The sequence below is a fragment of the Streptosporangium brasiliense genome, from assembly GCF_030811595.1.
Lineage (GTDB): Bacteria > Actinomycetota > Actinomycetes > Streptosporangiales > Streptosporangiaceae > Streptosporangium > Streptosporangium brasiliense.
In genome coordinates this window covers 3,803,081-3,823,322 of the sequence record NZ_JAUSRB010000002.1, presented here as the reverse complement: position 1 = coordinate 3,823,322, position 20,242 = coordinate 3,803,081, and the positions used below count along the sequence as shown (strand labels likewise).

The 20,242-nt window shown below is 71.3% G+C and carries 16 protein-coding genes; 7 read left to right on the top strand and 9 right to left on the bottom strand.

Annotated elements, in window-relative coordinates:
- From J2S55_RS26250 to J2S55_RS26225, 6 genes are read right to left on the bottom strand one after another with little or no spacing between them, the layout of a single operon-like run.
- Positions 1 to 1,359: a carboxylesterase/lipase family protein gene (locus J2S55_RS26250; RefSeq protein WP_306866047.1), complete on the bottom strand. Its 1,359-nt coding sequence runs from the start codon at positions 1,357 to 1,359 to the stop codon at positions 1 to 3.
- On the bottom strand, positions 1,356 to 2,666 hold the full coding sequence (locus tag J2S55_RS26245; RefSeq protein ID WP_306866045.1) for a M28 family peptidase: 1,311 nt from the start codon (positions 2,664 to 2,666) through the stop codon (positions 1,356 to 1,358). The genes J2S55_RS26250 and J2S55_RS26245 overlap by 4 nt, the downstream gene beginning before the upstream one ends.
- A complete protein-coding gene (locus J2S55_RS26240) occupies positions 2,663 to 3,472 on the bottom strand; it encodes a carbohydrate ABC transporter permease (protein WP_306866042.1) in 810 nt (269 codons plus the stop codon). The genes J2S55_RS26245 and J2S55_RS26240 overlap by 4 nt, the downstream gene beginning before the upstream one ends.
- Entirely contained in the window at positions 3,469 to 4,350 is an 882-nt protein-coding gene (locus tag J2S55_RS26235; RefSeq protein ID WP_306866039.1) for a carbohydrate ABC transporter permease, read from the bottom strand. The genes J2S55_RS26240 and J2S55_RS26235 overlap by 4 nt, the downstream gene beginning before the upstream one ends.
- Complete coding sequence (locus J2S55_RS26230; RefSeq protein WP_306866036.1) at positions 4,347 to 5,600, bottom strand: ABC transporter substrate-binding protein; 1,254 nt, start codon at positions 5,598 to 5,600, stop codon at positions 4,347 to 4,349. The genes J2S55_RS26235 and J2S55_RS26230 overlap by 4 nt, the downstream gene beginning before the upstream one ends.
- Before the next feature lie 10 nt (positions 5,601 to 5,610).
- Entirely contained in the window at positions 5,611 to 6,468 is an 858-nt protein-coding gene (locus J2S55_RS26225; RefSeq protein WP_306875575.1) for a poly(ethylene terephthalate) hydrolase family protein, read from the bottom strand.
- A 65-nt stretch (positions 6,469 to 6,533) separates the two neighbouring features.
- On the opposite strand from J2S55_RS26225, the gene J2S55_RS26220 reads away from it, so the two are divergent.
- Complete coding sequence (locus tag J2S55_RS26220) at positions 6,534 to 7,220, top strand: TetR/AcrR family transcriptional regulator (protein WP_306866033.1); 687 nt, start codon at positions 6,534 to 6,536, stop codon at positions 7,218 to 7,220.
- Here the strand turns inward: J2S55_RS26220 and J2S55_RS26215 are convergent.
- The 3 genes from J2S55_RS26215 to J2S55_RS26205 all read right to left on the bottom strand — a co-directional run bounded on the left by J2S55_RS26215 (position 7,190) and on the right by J2S55_RS26205 (position 11,757).
- On the bottom strand, positions 7,190 to 9,076 hold the full coding sequence (locus J2S55_RS26215) for a hypothetical protein (protein ID WP_306866031.1): 1,887 nt from the start codon (positions 9,074 to 9,076) through the stop codon (positions 7,190 to 7,192). The genes J2S55_RS26220 and J2S55_RS26215 overlap by 31 nt on opposite strands.
- Positions 9,077 to 9,096: 20 nt before the next feature.
- A complete protein-coding gene (locus tag J2S55_RS26210) occupies positions 9,097 to 10,677 on the bottom strand; it encodes a zinc-binding metallopeptidase family protein (RefSeq protein ID WP_306866028.1) in 1,581 nt (526 codons plus the stop codon).
- A gap of 69 nt (positions 10,678 to 10,746) precedes the next feature.
- On the bottom strand, positions 10,747 to 11,757 hold the full coding sequence (locus tag J2S55_RS26205) for a LacI family DNA-binding transcriptional regulator (protein WP_306866026.1): 1,011 nt from the start codon (positions 11,755 to 11,757) through the stop codon (positions 10,747 to 10,749).
- A 157-nt stretch (positions 11,758 to 11,914) separates the two neighbouring features.
- Between J2S55_RS26205 and J2S55_RS26200 the strand changes: the two genes are divergently transcribed.
- The 6 genes from J2S55_RS26200 to J2S55_RS26175 all read left to right on the top strand — a co-directional run bounded on the left by J2S55_RS26200 (position 11,915) and on the right by J2S55_RS26175 (position 20,161).
- The gene (locus J2S55_RS26200) at positions 11,915 to 13,204 is read left to right on the top strand and encodes an ABC transporter substrate-binding protein (RefSeq protein ID WP_306866024.1); all 1,290 of its coding nucleotides are present in this window, start codon (positions 11,915 to 11,917) and stop codon (positions 13,202 to 13,204) included.
- Positions 13,198 to 14,052: a carbohydrate ABC transporter permease gene (locus tag J2S55_RS26195; RefSeq protein ID WP_306866021.1), complete on the top strand. Its 855-nt coding sequence runs from the start codon at positions 13,198 to 13,200 to the stop codon at positions 14,050 to 14,052. Before J2S55_RS26200 ends, J2S55_RS26195 begins: the two co-directional genes overlap by 7 nt.
- Complete coding sequence (locus tag J2S55_RS26190; protein WP_306866018.1) at positions 14,049 to 14,867, top strand: carbohydrate ABC transporter permease; 819 nt, start codon at positions 14,049 to 14,051, stop codon at positions 14,865 to 14,867. The genes J2S55_RS26195 and J2S55_RS26190 overlap by 4 nt, the downstream gene beginning before the upstream one ends.
- Positions 14,864 to 15,853: a serine hydrolase domain-containing protein gene (locus J2S55_RS26185; RefSeq protein WP_306866015.1), complete on the top strand. Its 990-nt coding sequence runs from the start codon at positions 14,864 to 14,866 to the stop codon at positions 15,851 to 15,853. The genes J2S55_RS26190 and J2S55_RS26185 overlap by 4 nt, the downstream gene beginning before the upstream one ends.
- Before the next feature lie 14 nt (positions 15,854 to 15,867).
- Complete coding sequence (locus J2S55_RS26180; protein WP_306866011.1) at positions 15,868 to 18,471, top strand: family 78 glycoside hydrolase catalytic domain; 2,604 nt, start codon at positions 15,868 to 15,870, stop codon at positions 18,469 to 18,471.
- A gap of 790 nt (positions 18,472 to 19,261) precedes the next feature.
- Positions 19,262 to 20,161: a hypothetical protein gene (locus J2S55_RS26175; protein ID WP_306866009.1), complete on the top strand. Its 900-nt coding sequence runs from the start codon at positions 19,262 to 19,264 to the stop codon at positions 20,159 to 20,161.
- Positions 20,162 to 20,242: the final 81 nt, after the last annotated feature.

The window sequence follows — 20,242 nt, the reverse complement described above, 5'->3', positions numbered from 1 at the left end:
TCACAACCTCCGGTCGGTGAGTTCATTGAAGACCATGGTGTGCCCGAGTGGCCAGCCGGGATCGCCCGTGCGGGCGAAGCGCACCCAGGCGGCGTGCATCGCGTCGGCCAGGGCCTGCGGCGCGCCCGGCCCCGCGGTGCGTTCGACGCCGGGCGCGTCGAGCACGTCGAAGACGAAGGGCAGGTCGAGGTTGTGCACCGCGCCCACGCGTCCGCCACCGACCGGGCTCTCGACGGGCGACTCCCACCGGAACTCGTAGGCGTAGGCGGGCCTGGCCTCGCGGATCCAGCGCGTCTCGCGGGTGAACAGGTGCTGGGTGAAGGCGCGTCCGACGCGCTCGGCGGGCGTGAGGCCGGGCCCGTCGACCTGGACGCCGAGGTGGTCGAGCACAGCCTGCGCGGCGGCCTCGTCGAGGTCGGCGGCCAGGCGGCGGACGAACACGTCGGCCTCCTGGGAGGTGCAGCCGACCAGCAGTGGGAGGTGTGCGCTCGCGCCCGCGCGCAGGGCGGCCAGCGGGACGGCCGGGATCAGGTCGCCGTCGACGACCGGTTTGACCGGCACCGACTCGTTCAGCCCGCCGGAGTCGCCGGTCAGCGCCGGCGGCTGTTCGGCGACGAGCGCCTCGGGGGACAGCCTGGCGAAGGAGGACCTGGTCGGGTCGGTCCCCAGCCGGGTGGCGAGCGTCTTGGCGTAGTCGCGCGCCTCCTGCTCGGTGGCGACCAGGTTGGCCGAGCCGCTCATCACGATCGCGCGCCGGAACAGCCCTTCGGCGCGGGGCATCGTCAGCAGGGTGGCGACGGCGGCGGCGCCCGCCGACTGCCCGGCGATCGTCACGTTGCCGGGGTCGCCGCCGAAGGCCGCGATGTTGTCGCGTACCCATTCCAGCGCGGCCAGCCAGTCGAGGACGCCCCGGTTGAGCGGGGCGTCCTCCAGGGCCAGGAAGCCCTCGAAGCCGAGCCGGTAGTTGATGGCCACGCAGACCACGCCGTCGCGGGCGAAGCGGGGGCCCTGGTGCCAGGCCGCCCCGTTGCCGCCGATGGAGAACGCGCCGCCGTGGATCCAGACCAGGACGGGCAGCCCGGCCCGGCCGGTCTCAGGGGTGCGCACGTCGAGGTTGAGGCAGTCCTCGCCGACCTCGAAGACGTCGGGCGCGTACAGGCCGATGTCCTCACCGGCCGCCTGCGGGGCGGCCGGGCCCCGCGTGACGGCGGGCCGTACGCCGTCCCACGCGGGTGGCGGGACGGGCGCGCCGAAGCGATGCTCGCCGAAGGGCGGGGCGGCGTACGGCACGCCGAGGAAGGCGAGCACGCCCTCCTCGGCCCTGCCCTCGACCAGCCCGGCAGTGGTTCGCACGATCATGCGCGGCGCCATCCGGCCGTCCCTTCGACGATTCTGATCGCCGCCCGGGTGAGCGGCTCAAGGCCGGCCTCGTGCACCTTGTCGAGGGTGTCGGCCGAGTCGAACAGGTACATGGGGGCCGACAGGAAGTGCACGAGCGGCACCCCTTCGGGGTGGAAGAAGGCCCCGTCGGTGGGCGGCATCGGGGAGAACACGTCCGGCGGCAGCACGAACGAGCGTCTCAGGTCCTCCGCGACGAGGGCCTCCGCCACCAGGCTCTCCAGCTCCGGCTCCCTGGTGGTGAACCACCAGCCGGGTTCGGGGTCATCGGTGGGCACCAGCTCGCCGTCCACGACCACGCACCGCCGGGCGGCGTGCTCCAGGTGGAGCTGGAGCACGACGTCGCCCAGCAGGCCGCGGTTCTCCTCGATGAAGGCCCGGGTGCCCGCGGCGTGCGCCATGTGACCGGCGGTCAGCAGGAAGATCAGGTTGTGCGGCCGGTCCCGCTCGGGCACGCCCGCCCAGTACTGGGCGGCGGCCAGCACCAGCGCGATCCCCGAGGCGTCCTCGACGGCCGAGGCCCAGGGCGCGTCGTGGTGCGAGCCGATGATCACCCACTGGCCGGAGCGGCCGGGGAGCGTGCCGATCACGTTGTGCGAGACGGCCGGGCCCGTCTCCGACTCGACGGTGAGCGTGCCCGTGCAGGGGCCCTCGTCGACCAGGTCGAGCACCCGCCGCGAGTCGCCGCCCGACAGCCAGACGGCCGGGAGGTCGCGGTGCACGGCGTCGTAGGGCACGTAGTAGTCGCGTGTCTCCCACGGCACCCCGGTCAGCGCCCCCGCGAAGGCGGCGGCGCCGCCGTCCATGACGCCCTGGATGACGTCGAGGTAGTCGAGCTGGAACGGCAGCGTCTGGACCAGCCCGTCGAAGACGCCCTCGGGGTCGTGCACGGCCGTCGCCAGGTCCCTGAGGTAGGACTGCGGCAGCTCGGTGAAGGTGTACTCGGGCACGACGATGGCGCCCGGCACGACCTCACGGCTGACCGGCGCGGTCACGACCGCCTTCGGCGTGGTGTACGGCAGGGCGGACGCCGCCACCCGCACGACTCTCGACGGGTCGGCGTCCAGGCGCACCACCAGGGCTGCCGTCACCGGCCGCCAGACGGGCAGCTCGACCGGCGCCAGCCGTACGTCGTGGAGCCCGAACTCGATGAAGCGCTCGGCGGCCCACGCGGCGGTCCAGTCGTCGGCCGGGTAGCCGGGACGCCTGATGCCCCGCGAGGTGACCGTCTCGATCCACTCCATCATCCGCGCGGTGTCCGGGATCATCGTTTCAGCCCTCCGAAGGTGAGCCCCGCCACGTAGTAGCGCTGCAGCGCCACCATCAGGATGAACGGCGGCACGGCGGTGACCAGTGCCGCGGTGGTGGTCAGGTGATAGTTGAAGCCGACCTCGCTCTGGAAGTTGGCCAGCCCCACCGGCAACGGCCACAGCTCCTGCTCGTTGGCCACGATCAGCGGCCACAGCAGGTTGTCCCACTGCGCCAGGAAGTGCACGAGGAACAGGGTGATGAGCGCGGGCTTGAGCAGCGGCACGGCCATACGCGCGAAGATGCGGAACTCCCCCGCGCCGTCGACCCGCGCGGCCAGCAGCAGCTCCTTCGGGATGCCGAGGGCGAACTGCCGCACCAGGAAGACGCCGAACGCGCTGATCATGCCGGGCACCATCATGCCCTGGAAGGTGTTGACCCAGCCGAGTTCCTTCACGATGAGGAAGACGGGGATGACCAGGACCATCGGGGTGAGCGCGAGCGTGCCGACCACCAGCGCGAACAGGACCCGGCGGCCGGGGAAGGACAGCTGGGCCATCGCGTATCCGGCGGCGGCCGAGAAGATCACGTCCAGGACGCCGGTGCCGACGCACAGGATGAGGCTGTTGCGCAGGTAGGTGGGCAGGTTGCCCTCGCCGAACAGCAGCCCGATGTTCTCGGGCAGGTGGAAGCCGTTGAAGACCAGCCCGCGCAGGTCGGTGTCGTCGGGCGCCGAGGCGACGACGAGCATGGCGTAGACCGGCAGCAGCATGGACCCGACCGCGACGATCAGCCAGACGGTGCGCAGGACCGTTCCCGCTCTCATTCGTCGCCTCCCTTCAGGAACCCGAACTGCAGCGCCGAGACGATCACCATGGCGGCGAGCAGCACCATGCCCATCGCGGCGGCGTAGCCCATGTGCTCGTAGGGGAAGGCGTTGGCCCAGATGTAGTACGGCAGCACCTGGGTGGCCTCGGCGGGCCCGCCGCCGGTGAGCAGGAAGGCGGGCACGAACGCCTGCATCGATCCGGCCACCGAGATGACCAGGACGAACAGCAGGGTCCTGCGCAGCAGCGGGAGCGTGATCCGGGTGAACGTGGTCACCGCCCCTGAGCCGTCGATGGCGGCGGCCTCGTACACCTCGCCGGGCAGCGCCTGCAGCCCGGCGGTCAGGATGATCACGAACAGCCCCATGCTCTTCCAGACGACCATCACGACCAGGGCCCAGATGGCCAGGTCGGAGCTGGTCAGCCAGGACTGCGGAGCGATCCCGACCAGGCCGAGGAGGGTGTTGGCCAGGCCGCGGTCGGAGTAGATGATCACCCAGACCATGGACGTGGCGGCGAGCGGCATCACGGCCGGGATCATGACGAGCGCTCTGAGCCGGCGGTTGAGCCCTCCCGGCTTACTCAGCGGCACGGCCACCAGCAGGGCCAGCACGATCGTCGGGACGACCGTGCAGACCGTGTAGACGACGGTGATCCACGCCGAGTTGAGGAAGCCGGGGTCGGCGAACATGCGCTCGTAGTTGGCGAGGCCGATCCAGTTGGGCGTCCCTGCCATCTCGTAGTCGGTGAAGCTGAGATAGATGGCGGCCAGGAACGGGACGAGCCAGAACACGACGAAGAAGACGGCCACCGGAAGGGTCAGCGCCACGCCCGCCATGGCCTGGGGCCGGACCCTGCCCCCGCCGAGCACGCTCACTGGACCAGTCTCACGGTGGAGTCGAAGGCCGCCGCGGCCTGGGCGGGGGTCGACTTGCCGTGGGCGACGGAGTCGACGGCGCCGGCCGCGGCCTTCGCCAGTTCGAGGGTGCCGGGGGTGATCGGGCCGAAGTCGACATGCGGGAGGCTGTCGGCGACGATCTTCATGATCTCGGACTTGCCGCGCGGCCCGGCGTCGCGCCAGCCCTTGGTCGGGATGATGATGCCGTTGTCGAGGTTGGCGGTCACCGACGGGGCGCCCTGCAGGTAGTTGACGAGGTGCCAGGCGGTGAACTGGTTGGGCGAGTCCTTGGCCACGCCCCAGCCCCAGGTGTAGGCGGGGACAACGGGCCGGCCGCCGGCCCAGGTGGGCATGGGCGCGACGCCGTACTGCTTGCCGAAGGTGAGCTTGTCCTTGCCCAGCTTCTCCAGCGCGGGGCCGAGGAAGGCGCCGCTGACGACCATGGCGGCCTCGCCGGAGTAGAACAGGCCGAGCGCGCCCAGCGGGTTGGAGAGCTTGGGGTTGCCGATCCCCGACATGTACGTCAGGGCGTCGATGCCCTGCTCGGTGGCCAGCGACGCCTTCGCGCCGCCCGCCGCGACGAGCTCGCCGCCCTTGCCCCGGACGAGGGCGGTCAGCGTCATGAGGGCCCACTGCGGGTCGCCGTAGAGCCACTGCAGGCCGACCCGCCTGCGGTCCCCGGAGGTGAGCCTGGCGCTGTACTCGGCGACCTCCTCCCAGGTCGCCGGGGGCTTGTCGGGGTCGAGTCCGGCCTCCTTGAACCGGTCCTTGCGGTAGTAGAGCATGCAGGGGTTGAAGTCGATGGGCACGCCGTAGGGCACGTCCTGGTAGGTGAGCGGGGTGGTCGTGCCCGGCTCGTAGTTCTGCAGCGGGAGCGCCTTGGTGTCGACGGGCGCGAGCCGCTTCTTCTTGGCGTGCGCGGGGAAGCTCCAGTGGCCGATCTTGAAGACGTCGGGCGGGGCGCCGCCGCTGAAGGCGGTCAGCAGTTTGGCGTCGAGCTGGCCCACGGGCAGGTAGAGCAGCTTCACGTCGACCTTGAACTCGGCGATGTAGCGGTGCACGAGCTCCTGGAACTGCCGGCCGGTGTCCTGCGAGCCGTGCAGCCAGACGGTGACCTCGCCGTGCGGCCCGCCGTCCGCGGCCTGCTGCCGAGGCTGGTCCTTGCCGCATCCGGCGAGCAGGGTGAGCGCGCCAGCGGCGAGCAGCCCACGCCGCGTGAGATCCGCCATGGTGGTTCTCCTAGGTGAGGTTCTTGAGGGCCTGGTTCTGCCAGGCGGTGTTGGTGGGGAGCTCGGCGGTGCCGCCGGCGAACGCCCCGCGGGCCTGGGGGTCGGCCTGGAGGCGGTATCTCAGCCAGGCGGTCACGTAGCCGAGGAAGGCCCCGCCGGTGTTCTGGATGTCGTTGTGCCCCGCGCCCTTGAGCAGTGCCCGGCCCGCTCCGGCGGTGGCCTGGTCGTAGTAGCCCTGCACGGTCGCGGCCGAGGAGATCAGCCAGTCGTCCGCGCCGCTGAGGAAGAGCACCGGGCAGGTCAGGTCGGCGACGGAGAACTCGTCTCCTGGACTGGCCATCCACTGCGCGGGCACGGCGATCGGCACGACGGTCTTGATCAGCCCGGCGGAGTCGTTGGCCGCGTTGATGGATCCGCCCGCGCCCTGGGAGTGGCCGACCGCGGCGACCTGGGCGGTGTTCAGCTTGCCGTGGAAGACGCTGGCGGGGTCGGTGGCGAGGCCGATGAGGTGCTGGGCGGCGGCGAGGATCTCGGCGCCGGTGCCCGTGGTCGTGTCGGTGGAGGCGACCACCGCGAAGCCCCACGAGGCGAGGTGGTTGAGCAGTCCCGGATAGTTGTCGGGGGTGGCCCACGAGCCGTTGCCCCATGTGACGATCGGGTGGGTGACGCCGCCCGAGCCCAGGGTCTGCGGGTAGTAGAGCCGGTGGCCGCCCGAGGTGCCGGTGGCGACCGGCCACGGACCCGCCGCCTTGTAGATCGTCTCGATGGTGGAGGCGGCGTTGGCCTCGGTGGTCCATGACAGGAATCCGGCCGACATGAGGCCGAGCGCCCCTGCCCGCAACGCCTGCCGACGGGTGAAGTTCTCCATGGTCACCTCGTGGATTATTTGGAGACGTGAACGTCTCCAAGAGAGGGAAGTACGATCGGGGAGCGATGTCAAGACATGAACAGAAGGAAGTTCCAGCGGCCCGGCCACTCCCCAGGGGGCGGCACGGACTCTCCCCCGACACGGTGCGCGCCTCCCAGCGGGACCGCCTCGTGGAGGCCATGCTGAGGCTCGTCGCGAGGCGTGGATACGCCGCCACGAGCGTGCCGGACGTGATCGCCGCCGCGCGGGTCTCGCGCAACGCCTTCTACGCCCAGTTCGCCGACAAGGAGGCGTGCTTCCTCGCCGGATGCGAGCGCGACCTGCCCGAGATGATCGACTCGATCCACACGGCCGCGTCGGGGGCGGGCGACCGCTGGAGCGAGGCGCTCTGGCTGGGGATGGTCGCCTACCTGCGGTGGTGGCAGGAGCGCCCGGAGTACGCGCAGGCGTACTTCGTGGAGTTGCCGAGGGCGGGCGAGCGGGCCGTCGAGCAGCGTGACGCCGCCTACCGGCCCTTCCTCGACATGTTCGGGGCACTGGCCGCGCGGGCCAGGCTGGAGGACCCCTCGCTGCCGCCGCTACGTGCCGCGGTGCCCCGCCTGATCGTCTACGGGGCCACCGAGTTCATCGCCTCGGAGGTGCGTGAGGGCCGCGTCGCCACTCTGACGTCGTCGGCCGGCGACCTCTATCACTACGTGGCCGCCCTGCTCGCCGGCCCCGATCACGGCATCCCTACCACCCCTTCCGCCTGAACCAGCCAGCCTTCGGGGAAGCACCCCTCCGCCGCCATGTGGGCGACGGCGGCCAGCAGGCCGCCGTTGCCCGGCAGGTAGAGGGGCAGCAGTCCGGGCCACTGGTGGTTGTGGCCGCTGGCCAGGTAGGTGTTCTTCGGGGCGTCCATCAGCAGCGCGTCCACGGCGGTGTCAGGCTCGCCGAGCCTGGCCGCGCACATGGCGAGCATCGGATAGTCCCAGCCCCAGGTGCTCTCCAGGTCCCAGTCGGCGAGCACGTCGTGCAGGGTGGCCCGCATGGTCTCGGGGTCGATCAGCGGGGTGGGCGGCACGAACCCGAGCGCGCCGGTCATCGAGGGATGGTCGGTCCTGATCGTGTACGGCTCCACGCCGATGGCCGTGTAGACGCCATCGCGCACCAGCGGCCGGGCCAGGCCGTGCAGGACCCGCGCCCACTCCGGGTCGGGGTCGAGGCCGAGCAGGCCCCGCCACCGCTGGGCCGTCTCCAGCCCCCACCACCAGTAGGCCAGCTCGAACGCGGGATCGCGCACCGACCGCCTGGACTCGTAGTAGGACTCCTGCGCCGGGACCAGCGGCGGCCCCAGATGCCCGCCGCCCGCGAAGGAGGCCATGAACTCGGCCGTCTCGAACACCAGGTCCCGGTAGTCCTCCAGCGCCCCCGGGCGGACCCGGCGGAGCAGCTCGGCGAAGTAGATCAGGTGCGGCTGCTGCCAGACGATGAAGGCGCCGATCTCGCTCGGGCTCTCCCTGCCCTCCGGACCCACCTGCTTGGGCCAGCGGGCGCCGCGGAAACCCTGCCGTCCGGCCGTGGCCCTGGCCCGCGGCAGGATCGAGCGGTACCACGGCAGGCTCCGCTCCAGCAGCTCGGGCCTGCCCCACAGGGCGAAGTGGGCGGCGTGCCACCAGTGCATCTCCAGGTGGAACTTGCCGCTCCAGGAGTTGACGGCCAGCCCGGTCTCCTGCGGCGGGGTGGAGCCCGCGCAGTTGACCGCGGTGAGGTACTGCGAGAGCACCACCCGGCGTTCGAGCTCGGGCGCTCGCGGGTCGGTGCTGCCGTCGAAGCTCACCGCTCCCCCGCTCGTCCAGAACCTCTCCCAGTGGGCGGCGGCGGCCGTACGGACCTGGGAGAAGGACGGGAGGGCGGCGCCGACGGGGTGGCGGGCGAACTCGACGACGAGCTCCAGCTCGTCGCCCTGGATCAGGTACACGTGACCGCCGGGCGACGTGAGCCGCGCCGACCCCGCCCACCCGGCGGCCACGTGGTATCGGTCCGCGTCCAGGACGCGGGTGAAGTCGCAGCGCGAGCCGTACGGCGTGCGCGTGAGCGTGTGCGTGGTGGTGTGCCTGTCGGGGCTGTCCCAGTCGGCGGTGGTGTGCCAGCCGTCGCTGGCGTAGGGGAAGGCGATCCTGATCCCCGCGCCGCCCACGACACGGATGGCCAGCAGGTCCCGCTCGGGGTGACAGACCGTCTCCACCTCGTACGGCAGGCCGCCCAGCTCGAAGGAGCTCGACAGCGTGCCGGTCCACAGGTCGAGGGTCTGCGCCGACCGGCCGAGCGGGGCGGCCTCGTCGACGTCGAGGCCGATCCGGCCGAGATGCAGGCGGTGCGGGTTCACGTGCAGCCAGCCACCCGCCTCGGTGGCCGGATACAGGTCCGGATAGCCGACGCCGTCGTAGTCGGTGAGCGCGTCCTCCAGCACGTGGCCCTTGGGGTTGGGCATCGTGTGCCAGCCCCACTGCGCCTGCGTGCCCAGCGGCGCGAAGGTCTGCAGCCCGGTGGCGTCGGCGGTGAAGGCGAACTCCCCGTTGCCGACGGTGAGCGGACACCCGGCGTCGGCGATGGTGTGCCGACGCACGAGCGTCCTCCTGTCCATGCTCACGCGCACCCCGGCGTGCCGGAGGCGCGCTGCTGACGCATGGCGGTCACGTCGCCCGCGACGGCCGACTGGGCCATCGGGCCGAGGTCGAGCACGACGTCGGTGAAGGCGAGCGACGCCTTGCGCATCGCCGGCAGGTCGATCGCCTCGGTGCCGAACTGCGGCGAGAACAGCGTCTTGGGCGCGGCGATGGGCGCGATGACGGGCAGCAGGTGCTGGTTGTACGGCGTGCCCTCGCCACCGAAGCTGCAGTGGCGCGGCACCGTGGCGAGGTCGGCCGCCGACAGGCCCTTGAGGATCGCGGTACGCCTCACGTCCCAGTACTCGATGTGGCCCTTGACGAGTTCGCGCAGCGGCGTGCTCTCGCTGACCGGGACCAGCAGCAGTTCGGTGAGGGTGGGGCTGGCGACGAGCTGCTTGCCCGGCAGGCCGTTCGGCCTGGCGACCGCGTCGTAGCGCTTGGCGCCGAGGTGTTCGAGCACGACGACGGAGGAGACCTTGCCCTGGTCGTACTCGGCGTCGAGCTGGGCGGCGAGCTGACCCGCGCCGCCCTCACGGACGTCGGGGCCGGTCAGGTGCTGGTAGAGGTGGCCGGTCACGAACGCGAACTGCACGGTGCGCGGACGGCACTCCACCGGTAGCGACGACAGGTAGCGGGCCATCTCGATCATGGTGAGCGGGCCGTTGTCCCACACCGGGCTCATGCCGTCGGTGTGGCTCTCCACGACGATCTTCTGGGCGCTCCCGCCGGGAAGCGTCGCGAGCAGGGTGCGGGTCGTCGTCGGCGTCCAGGCGGCGTTCACGGTCAGCGCGGCCTGGACCGGCTGCCCGGCGGCCAGCGCGTCCTTGATCTGCTTGCCCTGGTCGGCGCCGACGTACGCGCCCGGCACGCCGTACGGCAGGCCCTCGTAGGGCGCGTACATGCCCTGGATCTGGGCGTGCGGGAGCTGGCTGACCTCGATCACGCCCACCGCGCCCGCGGCGGCGGCCGCCTTGAGGTCGGCGTCGGCCGCGGCCGGGGCCTCCATCGACTCCGAGCCGAGCATGTTGATCGTGAGGCCCGGGTCGTACATGGAGTAGCCGAGGCCGAGCGGATAGAACAGCAGGTTGGGCACGTTGGTCCACGGCAGGTCCCTGACGACGATCTTCCCGGCGGCGTTGGCCGCGGTGATGTTCGTCCCTGCCGCCAGGTGGACGAGCGGCGCCGAGACGCCGCCCGCGCCGGTGGAGGAGGAGAACGGCACGGGGGCCGCGACCTGCACGGCCGTACCGCCGACGGTCAGGCCGGTGCCGAGGCTGTCCCAGCGGTCGATGGCGTAGGGCAGGGAGGAGAACTGGAGGCCGGGGATGGCCGCCATCTCGTCCTCCAGCCAGTCGACGTAGTCGGCGTGCGCGGTGGAGCCGGTCGGCCTGGGGCCGAACGTCTCCTGCCGCTCGGCCAGGGCGCTCAGGCGGGCCTCGGAGGCGAACGCGGCGGGGTCGACCCTGACCGGGCAGGTCAGGGCGGCCGTCTGGGCGAGGGCCGGTTGCGCGGGCGCGACCAGCGGGAGGAGAAGGGCGAGGAGAGTGAGTCGTCTCACGTAGGGGGTCCTTCCATCGAATCGTTTTAATGCGTGGTCCGCGACAGTCCCCCGACGTGCGGTTGGTTCTCAGAGGCGAGGCGGTCCTGTGGTTCCGCGGACGATCAGCGTGGGCGACACCGACGAGGTCACCGACCGTGAGCGGCCCTCGATGCGTTCGACGAGCAGGCGCGCGGCGGTCGCCCCGATCACCTGCCCGTCCTGGTCGACGCTGGTGAGCGAGATGCGTTTGAGCGAGGCGATGCCGATGTTGTCGTATCCGGCGACGGAGAGGTCCTCCGGCACCGACAGGCCCGCCTCGTCGGCGGCGCGCAGCACGCCGAGCGCCGCGATGTCGGCCCCGGCGAAGATCGCGGTGGGCCGGTCGTCGCGCGCGAGCAGTTCCCGCGCGCCCTCGAAGCCGCCCTCCTCGGTGAAGGAGGTGGCCAGCACGTCGTCGGCGAGTCCGTGGGCGCGCATCGCCTGGCGGTAGCCTTCGGCGCGCACCATGTGCGGCAGCCCCTGGGCGCGGGCCCGCTCCAGGTGGGTGATGTGCGTGATGCGGGTGTGCCCGAGCCCGACCAGGTGGTCGACCACCAGTCGCGCCCCCATCACGTCGTCGTCGACGACCGAGTCGTAGGCCGCGGCGCCGCCGTGCCTGCCCACCACGACGACCGGGGTGGCCGTCGCGATGGCGGCGAGTTCGGCGTCCGTCATGACCGGCGAGATCAGGATGAGCCCGTCCATGCTCCGGTCGATCATGGCGTCGGTCATCCTGGCCTGGGTCTTGGGCTCGATCCCGCCGGGTCCGAGCAGCACCTGGTACTCGGTGTCGCCCAGCCGGCCGGTGACGCCCTCGATGATGTCGGGGAAGAACGGGTTGCGGGTGTCCGAGAGCATGACGCCGAGGGTGTAGGTGCGTCCGCGCAGGGCGCGGGCCGCGGCGTGCGGGCGGTAGCCCAGCTCGTCGATGGCCTGCGTCACCTTGGCCTGCATCTCCGCGCTCACGCCGTAGGCCCCGCGCACCACCTTGGACACGGCGGCCGTGGAGACCCCGGCCCGCCTGGCCACATCGGCGATCGTCACCCGTCCGCTCGTCACACGCCATCCTTTTGGGTTCTCGTAGAACGAACTACACACTTTGCTGAGAGCAGAGGCTAGCCCGCTACCGCTCCTCAGGTCCACCCCTTGACGGGCGTTTCTACCTTGCCGTAGAACGTTCTACACAATTCTCCCCCACATGAACAGGAGCACGGGCGTGAGAGCACCATCTCGTCCGCTCGGCGCGGCGCTCGGCGCCGTCCTCGCCCTGTCCCTCTCCGGCTGCGGGTCGTCCGCCCCGGAGGGGACCGGTCAGGTGAAACTGACCCTCTGGCACAACAGCGCGGACCCGGCACCGCTACTGGAGATGTACAAGAAGTTCGAGAAGCAGTCCGGCCACAAGATCGAGCTCGTGTCGATCCCGTCCGACGGCTTCGAGGACACCACCCAGACCAAGTGGGCCACCGGCGACCGCCCGGACATCCTGGAGTACCACGCGACGGTGAGCGGCCTGCTCGCCCTCAACCCGGCCGAGAACCTGCGCGACCTGACAGGCGAGGCGTACATCGCCAGGTCCGGCGACCTCTACCAGGCCGCCGGGTCCGTCAACGGCAAGGTCTACGCCGCCATCACCGGCTTCCCCCAGGTCTTCGGCCTCTACTACAACAAGAAGGTCTTCACCAAGGCCGGGCTGACCCCGCCCACGAACTTCGCCGAGCTCGCCGCCGCCTGCCCCAAGCTCAAGGCCGCCGGGGTCACGCCGGTCTTCGAGTCGGGCGGGTCGATCTGGCCGGTGCAGATCCTGCCCATCCTCTACCTGGCAGGCGCCAACCAGTCCAACGCGTACGGCAAGGCCATCGCGGGCCACAGCAGCACGCTGGCCGACGCCGGCTCGCCCTTCGTCTCCGGCCTGACCGCCTACGCCAAGCTGAAGACCGACGGCTGCTTCAACAAGGACATCGTCACCGCCAAGTTCGAGGACTCCATGAAGGCCCTCGTGACCGGCGAGGCCGCCATGGTCGCCCAGCACTCCGACATGCTCCCGGCCCTCCTCGCGGCCGCGGGCGGCGACCAGAAGACCGTCGACGAGTCCGTCGGCTTCGTCGGCCTGTCGAGCGACAAGCCGCTCGTGACCTACGCGCCCGGCCCGATCGGCACGTTCTACCTACCCAAGACCGGTGACGCGGCGCGGGAGAAGGCGTCGCTCGACTTCGTGCGCTTCATGACCGGCCCGGCCTACGCCGAGTACGTCGCCGCGTCCAAGACCTTCCCCGTGTTCAAGGACGTGCCCGACCCGCAGGGCGTCTCGTCCGTGCTGCAGGACGTCAAGAAGGCGTACGACACCGGCGCGGTCATCGCCTTCAACTCCGACATCCCCGGCATGGGCGGGCTGGCCCAGCTCATGTCCGAGCTGATCGCCGGGCAGAAGGATCCGCAGAAGGCGGCGACCCAGCTCCAGGGCCAGGTCGAGCAGGCGGCCAAGGCGGCAGGACTGCCCGGATGGTGATGCGGAACAGGGCGGCCTGGCTGCCGTGGGCACTGCCCGCGATCGTGCTGGTCACGGTCTTCTTCGTCGCCCCGTTCCTGCTCAACGTCCGGTTCGCGTTCTCCTCCTGGACGAGCTTCCGGGCCGAGATCACCTGGAACGGGCTGGAGAACGTCCGCACGCTGATCGACCAGGACCTGCTGGCCAACGCGGTCACCGTGACCGTGCTGTACGCGATCCTGTGCATGGCGATCCAGAACACGGTCAGCCTCTCGCTGGCCCTGGCCCTCCAGCGGACCAGCGGGATCAACACCGTCTTCCGCTCGGCGTTCTTCCTGCCGACGCTCATCTCGCCGCTGGCCGCCGGATACATCTGGCGCGGGCTGCTCGCCCCCGACGGGGCGGTCAACTCCTTCCTCGGCATCGAGTGGGCGTGGCTGGGCGAACCGTCCACCGCGCTGGTGGTGGTCGCGTTCATCGACGCGTGGAAGTGGAGCGGGCTGATCACCCTCGTCTACATCGCGGGCCTCAACTCCATCCCGAAGGCGCTGCTGGAGTCGGCGACCGTCGACGGGGCCGGGCCGTGGACCCGGCTGCGGCGGGTGGTGTTCCCGATGCTCGCCCCGGCGCTGACCTTCAACGTGGCGGTCACGCTGGTGGGCGCGCTCAGCGCGTACGACGTGATCGCCGCCACCACCGGCGGCGGGCCCGGCGACCACACGCGGGCCCTGAACGTGGTGATGCGCCAGCAGTGGGGGCAGGGCTTCTTCGGCTCCGCCAGCGCGCTGGGGTTCACCGTGACGCTGCTGGTGATCGCCACCGCCGTGCCCCTCGTGTGGTGGCTGCGGCGCAGGGAGGTGACGGGATGAGAGCGGTCCTCAAGTACACGGCGCTGACGCTCTTCGCGATCCCGTGGGTGCTCGTGCCCGTCTGGCTCGTGGTCGTCAACTCGTTCAAACCCGCGGGCGAGGCCGCCGAGCTGGGCCTCGGCCTGCCCAGGACGTGGGCGATCGCCGAGAACTACGGCATCGTGCTCGACCGGGGCGGCTACCTGACGGGGCTGGTCAACAGCCTCAAGGTGACCGTGCCGATCGTGGTCGCCGTGGTGCTCCTCGGCGCGGCGGCGGCGTGGGCGTTCGGGCGCAGCCGGTCGCGGTGGCTGCAGGCGGCCTACTTCGTGATGGGGCTGTCGATCCTGCTGCCGCCGTCGATCATCCCGACCGTCTACCTGCTGCGCGCCCTGTCGCTGGACGGCGGCTCGCTCGGCTACGTGCTGACGATGACCGGCTGCCGCCTGGGCATCGTGATCTTCCTGGCGACCGGATTCGTCCGGGCGTTCCCCCGCGACCTGGAGGACGCCGCCGCCATCGACGGCGCCTCCCGCCCGCAGGTCTTCGTCCGCATCCTGCTGCCCCTGCTGCGGCCGGTGCTGTTCGTCGGCGGCGTGATCCTGATCATCAACGTCTGGAACGACTTCTTCTTCGCCCTCTTCCTGCTCCAGGGCAGCGCGAACGCCACGCTGCCGCTGAGCCTGTTCCAGTTCGCCTCCGGCACCCTGCAGAGCCTGAACTGGAACCTCGTCTTCGCCCACGTCCTGCTCACCACGCTGCCCCTCGTGGCGGTGTACGTCGTCGCGCAGAAGCGCGTCCTGGCCGGCCTCACGGAAGGTGCACTCAAAGGATGACCACTCACGACATCGCGCTCGACTGGGTCAGGCGCGAGATCAAGGAGGGGCGGCTGCCGTGCGCGGTGTTCGGCGCCGCCACCTCCGACGGGATCCAGGTGCTGGAGGCGTTCGGCGAGCACGACGGCCGCGCGACCAGGACCGAGGACCACTTCGCGCTGTTCTCGGTGACCAAGCCGCTGGTGGGCCTGGCCGCCCTGCGCCAGGTCGAGCGCGGGCTGCTGTCGCTGCGCCGCCCGCTGCGGGACGTGCTGCCGAACTTCGCCCGGCCCGACGTGACGCTCTGGCACCTGCTGACCCACACCAGCGGCATCGCCGAGCAGACGCTCACGCCCGACGACCTGCTGGAGCACCTCGTCACCGCGCCGTCGATGTTCGAGGCGGGCACGCTCAGCCAGTACTCCAACCTGGCCTTCACCGGGATCGCGGAGATGGTCCGCGACGTCACGGGCCGCGACGTGGCCGACGTGATCGACTCCGACCTGAACACGCTGGTGCCGGGCGGCGGGCGGATCACGTTCGACCCGGCGTGCGACGCGGCCGAGGTCCACCACCTCGAACTGCTCGGGCCCGGCTTCGACTTCGACAAGTTCGTACGGCTCCGCCACCCGGCGGGGGCGCTGTTCTCCCGCGCCGAGGACCTCCTGGCGCTGGGCGGGGCGCTGCTGCGCGGCGACCGCGAGCTGATCCACCCGACCACCCTGGCAGCCATGACGACCCCGCAGACGACGGGCCTGGTCAAGCTGCAGCCCGACCCGGTCAACGCCGGGCAGGACTGGGGCCTCACCTGGAACCTGCGCCACTCGGCTCCCGGGCTGCTCGACCGGCGGCTGTACGGGCACGGCGGCGCCTCGGGGTGCCAGTGGTGGATGTACCCGGAGCAGGACGCGTGCTTCGTGCTGCTGATCAACGTGATGGCGCCGAGCCTGTCCGGCGTCGACGTCGACGGTCTGCACAACGCCTTCACCACCGGGCTCGATGCGTGAACCGGGATTCGGGGGTGCTCGAAGTGCAGGTCTCGGGCGCGCAGACGCCGTTCATCCGTTCGGCCCCGCCCGGTCCACGGGCGGGCCTGACGTGCGGTCTGGCGGATCCGGTGGGCGTGGACGAGCCGTCACCCCGGCTGTCGTGGGACGCCCGGCTGCTCGGGGAGGCCACCGTGGTGGTGTCCTCGGACGGGCGCGAGGTGTGGCGGTCGTCCGTGCCCGCCGGATCGCACGTCGTAGACGTGCCGGGTGAGCGGCTGGCGCCGCTGACGCCGTACACGTGGAGTGTGGAAGGGCACGCGACCGGCGCGTTCACCACGGGCCTGCGGGCGCGCGGTGAGTGGGACGCCCCCTGGCTGGCGGGCGACCCTCAGGCTGCGGTGAGCCTGCGCGGGTCGTTCACGTGGCGCCCCGCTCCCGGGCGCGCCTGGCTGGCCGCCACCGCGCTGGGCGTCTACCGGGCGCTGCTCAACGGGGTACGGCTGGGCGAGGAGGAGCTGGCCCCCGGCTGGACCGACTACGGCCACCGGACGCGCTATCGGCTGCTGGAGCTCACGGAGCTGCTCGTACCCGGCGGGAACGAGCTGGAGCTGTGGCTCGCTCCCGGCTGGTACGCGGGTCACGTCGCCGGCGGAGGCCCGCGTCGCTACGGCGACCGGCCCGCCGCCAGCGCCCAGGTGCTCGTGCGGGACGACGACGGGGTCCGCCGCGTGCTCGCCACGGACGCGGCCTGGACCCGGCGGGATCTCGGCCGCCCGCGCGCCGACCTGGTGATGGGCGAGACCGTCCAGGCCCCTTCCCCGCAGGTCGGACCCGCCGGGACGACGGCCGCCCCGGAGATCCTGGTGGAGGCCGACCCCGCTCCCCCGGTGCGGGTGATCGGTACGGTGCCCGCCGTGTCCGTGACCGAACCCGCGCCGGGCGTCCAGGTGGCCGACTTCGGGCGGAACGTCGTCGGGCGCGTACGGCTGCGCGTCGACGCGCCGGGCCCGGTACGGATCGTGGTGCGGCACGGGGAGGAGCTGACCGCGACCGGGCGGCTCTACACCGACAACCTGCGCACCGCGGACCAGCGTGACGAGTTCGTCCTCGGCCCCGGCCCGCACGTCGTGGAACCCGCGTTCACCCTGCACGGATTCCGCTACGCGGAGGTCACCGGCTGGCCGGGCGCGCTGACACCGGACGACCTGGAGGCGGTGCTGCTGTCCTCCGCGCTCGCCGTCACCGGCTCGCTGACCGTGAGCGATCCCGCCGTACGGCAGCTCGTCGCCAACATCGGCGCGTCGGCGGACGGCAACCTGGTGAGCGTGCCGACCGACTGCCCGCAGCGCGACGAGCGGACCGGCTGGACGGCCGACATCTCGGTGTTCGGCTCGACGCTCAGCTTCCTGCGGCACACGCAGGCGTTCCTGTCCGGTTGGGTGACGACGCTGATCGACGGGCAGCGGGCCGACGGCGCGGTCCCGCATGTCGCGCCGGTCCTGCCCGAGTACGGATACGACTCCCCCGTGTGGTCCGACGCGCTGGTCGAGGTGCCGTGGCTGCTGTGGCGGCGCTACGGCGACGACCGCACGCTGCTCCGCGCCTACGACCCGATGCGGCGGTGGGCCGACTACTGCCTGGCCCAGACCGAGGACGGCATCAGACCGGGCAGGGCCCTGGGCGACTGGCTGGCCCCCGGCACGGTCGAGACGCCCAAGAGCCTCATCGCCACCGCCGCCCTCGCCCGCAGCCTCCGCCTGGTCGCACACGTGGCCGACGTGCTCGGCGAGCCGCACGCGCCGGAGTACGGCGAGGCGTTCACCCGCGTGTCGGGCGCCTTCCAGCGGGCCTTCCTCAGCGGGCCGAGGCTGCACACCGAGACGCAGACCGGCTACGCCGTCGCCCTCGCCTGGGACCTGGTACCGCCCGAGGACCGGGCCGCGTCGGCGCAGGCGCTGGCCGAGCTGGTCCGCGCCGACGGGCACCGGCTCATGACGGGCTTCGTCGGCACCCCCCTGCTGCTGCCCGTGCTGTCGGAGACCGGCCACCACGACCTGGCGTGCCGGATCTTCAACCAGGAGGGCTATCCGTCCTGGCGCTACCAGCTCCGCGCCGGGGCGACGACCATGTGGGAGCGCTGGGACGCCTGGCACCACCGGCACGGCCTGCAGACGCCGGCCATGAACTCCTTCAACCACTACGCCTACGGCTGCGTGGGCGACTGGCTGTTCCGGCACGTGGCGGGCCTGGGCGACGACCCGCGCGGGACGGGTGGCGGCTTCGGCGAGCTGCTGCTGCGTCCCGGCCCCGTCCCGCTGCTGCGCCAGGCGCACGCCCGCTACGAGAGCGCGTCGGGGACCGTCGAGTCGGGCTGGCGGGCCGGGCCCGACGGGGTCCAGTTCACGTTCGCCGTCCCGGAGGGCGTGACCGCCCGAGCGGTGCTGCCCGTGCGCGGCGCGTGGGACGGGATGACCGTCAACGGCACCTTCCTCATGGGCCTCAGCGAGCAGTTGCCGACCACCAGGCTGGCCGACGGGGGCTGTGCCCTGAACCTGCCGCCGGGCCGCTGGTCGTTCACGGCCCCTGCGGCGGCCACGGCCCACCTGCTCCAGGGGTGGGACGACCTGGGCCGGTGAGCCGGTTGTGAGGCTCGCGGTCACCACTCGTGTCGCTCTCCATCATCGAGTGGTGACTTCGGGTGTGGTGTGTGTCGGCGGGACGGGTGACAGCAGGCCGCCTCCGTCGGTGGTGACCGAGGGTGAACGTGTGGCCTTGGTGGGTGGGCGTCGCGGCGAAGTACCGCGCGGGGCTTGGCGTTGTGAGCGCGGGTGTCCTTGTCGCTCCCGGCGAGCTTCGGAAGTCCTTTTTCGCTCGTCCCGGCCGCCTTTCACGTCGCCGGGACTTCCGTCCGGCGCGCACCGTACGATATCCCGATCCTGCCACTTCTTCCCGCCGCTTCCCATTTGACCTTTTACGCCTCTCGGCGATATTTCAGGAGGGCCGCAAAAGGGGGATGAATGGCGGCCCGCTCTCCTTTCCGCCGGGCCTGGCTAACGTCTTCCCCCGGGTTTGGTGAACCTCCAGCCGCCGGCGCGGTCCGGGCACGGGGCCGCGGACCGGGTGCGGTCCGTCGGGCAGGGGCGGCGGTGGAGATGATCACCGCAGACGTGCGGGTCCTTGCAGGTGTGTGGGCCCCTGTAAGGGTGCGGGTCCTTGCAGGCGTGCGGGCCCTCGCAGCCGTGCCGGTGGCGGAGCCGCCGCGCTCCGATTTTCAGCGAACCAATAACGCTTTTATGCCCGTTAACAACTCCCCGGCCCGCCGACCCGAATTTCGAGTACGACAAAAATGGTCAGCGATATTGTAAGTCCGGCCGCGGCGGCACACACTCGGTGGCAAGGAGGCCTGCCCCAAATTTTGGAGCCACAATGGACCGATCCGTAACTGAAATTCACGGGCGTAGAAAATCGACGCTCCGGCGCCTCGCATCCGCCGCCGTCGCGATGCTCGCCGTGGCGTTCCTCTGCGTACCGCCCGCCAGCGCCCTCGCGCTGCCGACGCCGAAGGATCTGACCGCCTTCCTCGATCTTGAATGCTTCAGGACCAGCCCGTACCAGCCTCCGGCCGCCACGCTCACGCTACGGCACATCAACCCCGTGCTCAGCACCCTGCCGATCGAGACCGTCACCCTCGGCCAGCGTGAGCAGCTGTGCGTGCCGGTCGCCAAGAACACCCAGGTCCCGCCGTCGCCCGCGATCGACTTCATCAAATACATCGACCTGGCCTGCTACAAGATCTCCGGCACCACGGTGACCACGGGCCTCGTGCTCAGCCACCTCAACCCGCTGTTCCAGACCCTGCCGCGCACGCAGATCTCCATGAACACCCCGCAGCAACTGTGCGTGCCGGTCATCAAGAACAACGTGGCCCCACCCCCCGAGGTGCTGTCGCTCGTCCGCCACATCGACCTCAAGTGCTACGGCATCACACCCAACACCCCGTTGAACCAGCAGCTGTCCCTGCGCCAGCTCAACCCCGTCCTGACCCCGATGATCCCCACGCACGGCGCGCAGGTCCTCTACGCCCGCCAGCTGTGCGTCCCGGTGCAGAAGGCCGGCGACAACATCCCGAGTGAGGTGTTCAACATCGTCCGGTGGATCGACCTGGAGAAGTTCGACCTCGCCACCCCGGCCCTGCCCACGGTCTCGCTGACGCTGCGGCACATCAACCCCGTCCTCGCCGGACTCCCGATCGAGCAGGCCGTCCTCAGCGGCGCCAGCCAGCTGGCCCTGCCGGTCGCCAAGAACGGCAACTTCCCCCCGGGCTGACCCCCTGGCCCAGGGCCCTTCCACCGGTGTGACCCGGAGCATGTGACCCGGAGCCCTTCCACCCGTGCCGGTGGAAGGGCT

Bases quoted from the DNA above. Each gene is read 5' to 3' on its own strand.
- J2S55_RS26250 (WP_306866047.1), bottom strand. From the start codon at position 1,359: ATGATCGTGCGAACCACTGCCGGGCTGGTCGAGGGCAGGGCCGAGGAG.
- J2S55_RS26245 (WP_306866045.1), bottom strand. From the start codon at position 2,666: ATGATCCCGGACACCGCGCGGATGATGGAGTGGATCGAGACGGTCACC.
- J2S55_RS26240 (WP_306866042.1), bottom strand. From the start codon at position 3,472: ATGAGAGCGGGAACGGTCCTGCGCACCGTCTGGCTGATCGTCGCGGTC.
- J2S55_RS26230 (WP_306866036.1), bottom strand. From the start codon at position 5,600: ATGGCGGATCTCACGCGGCGTGGGCTGCTCGCCGCTGGCGCGCTCACC.
- J2S55_RS26225 (WP_306875575.1), bottom strand. From the start codon at position 6,468: ATGGAGAACTTCACCCGTCGGCAGGCGTTGCGGGCAGGGGCGCTCGGC.
- J2S55_RS26220 (WP_306866033.1), top strand. From the start codon at position 6,534: ATGTCAAGACATGAACAGAAGGAAGTTCCAGCGGCCCGGCCACTCCCC.
- J2S55_RS26195 (WP_306866021.1), top strand. From the start codon at position 13,198: ATGGTGATGCGGAACAGGGCGGCCTGGCTGCCGTGGGCACTGCCCGCG.
- J2S55_RS26190 (WP_306866018.1), top strand. From the start codon at position 14,049: ATGAGAGCGGTCCTCAAGTACACGGCGCTGACGCTCTTCGCGATCCCG.
- J2S55_RS26185 (WP_306866015.1), top strand. From the start codon at position 14,864: ATGACCACTCACGACATCGCGCTCGACTGGGTCAGGCGCGAGATCAAG.
- J2S55_RS26175 (WP_306866009.1), top strand. From the start codon at position 19,262: ATGGACCGATCCGTAACTGAAATTCACGGGCGTAGAAAATCGACGCTC.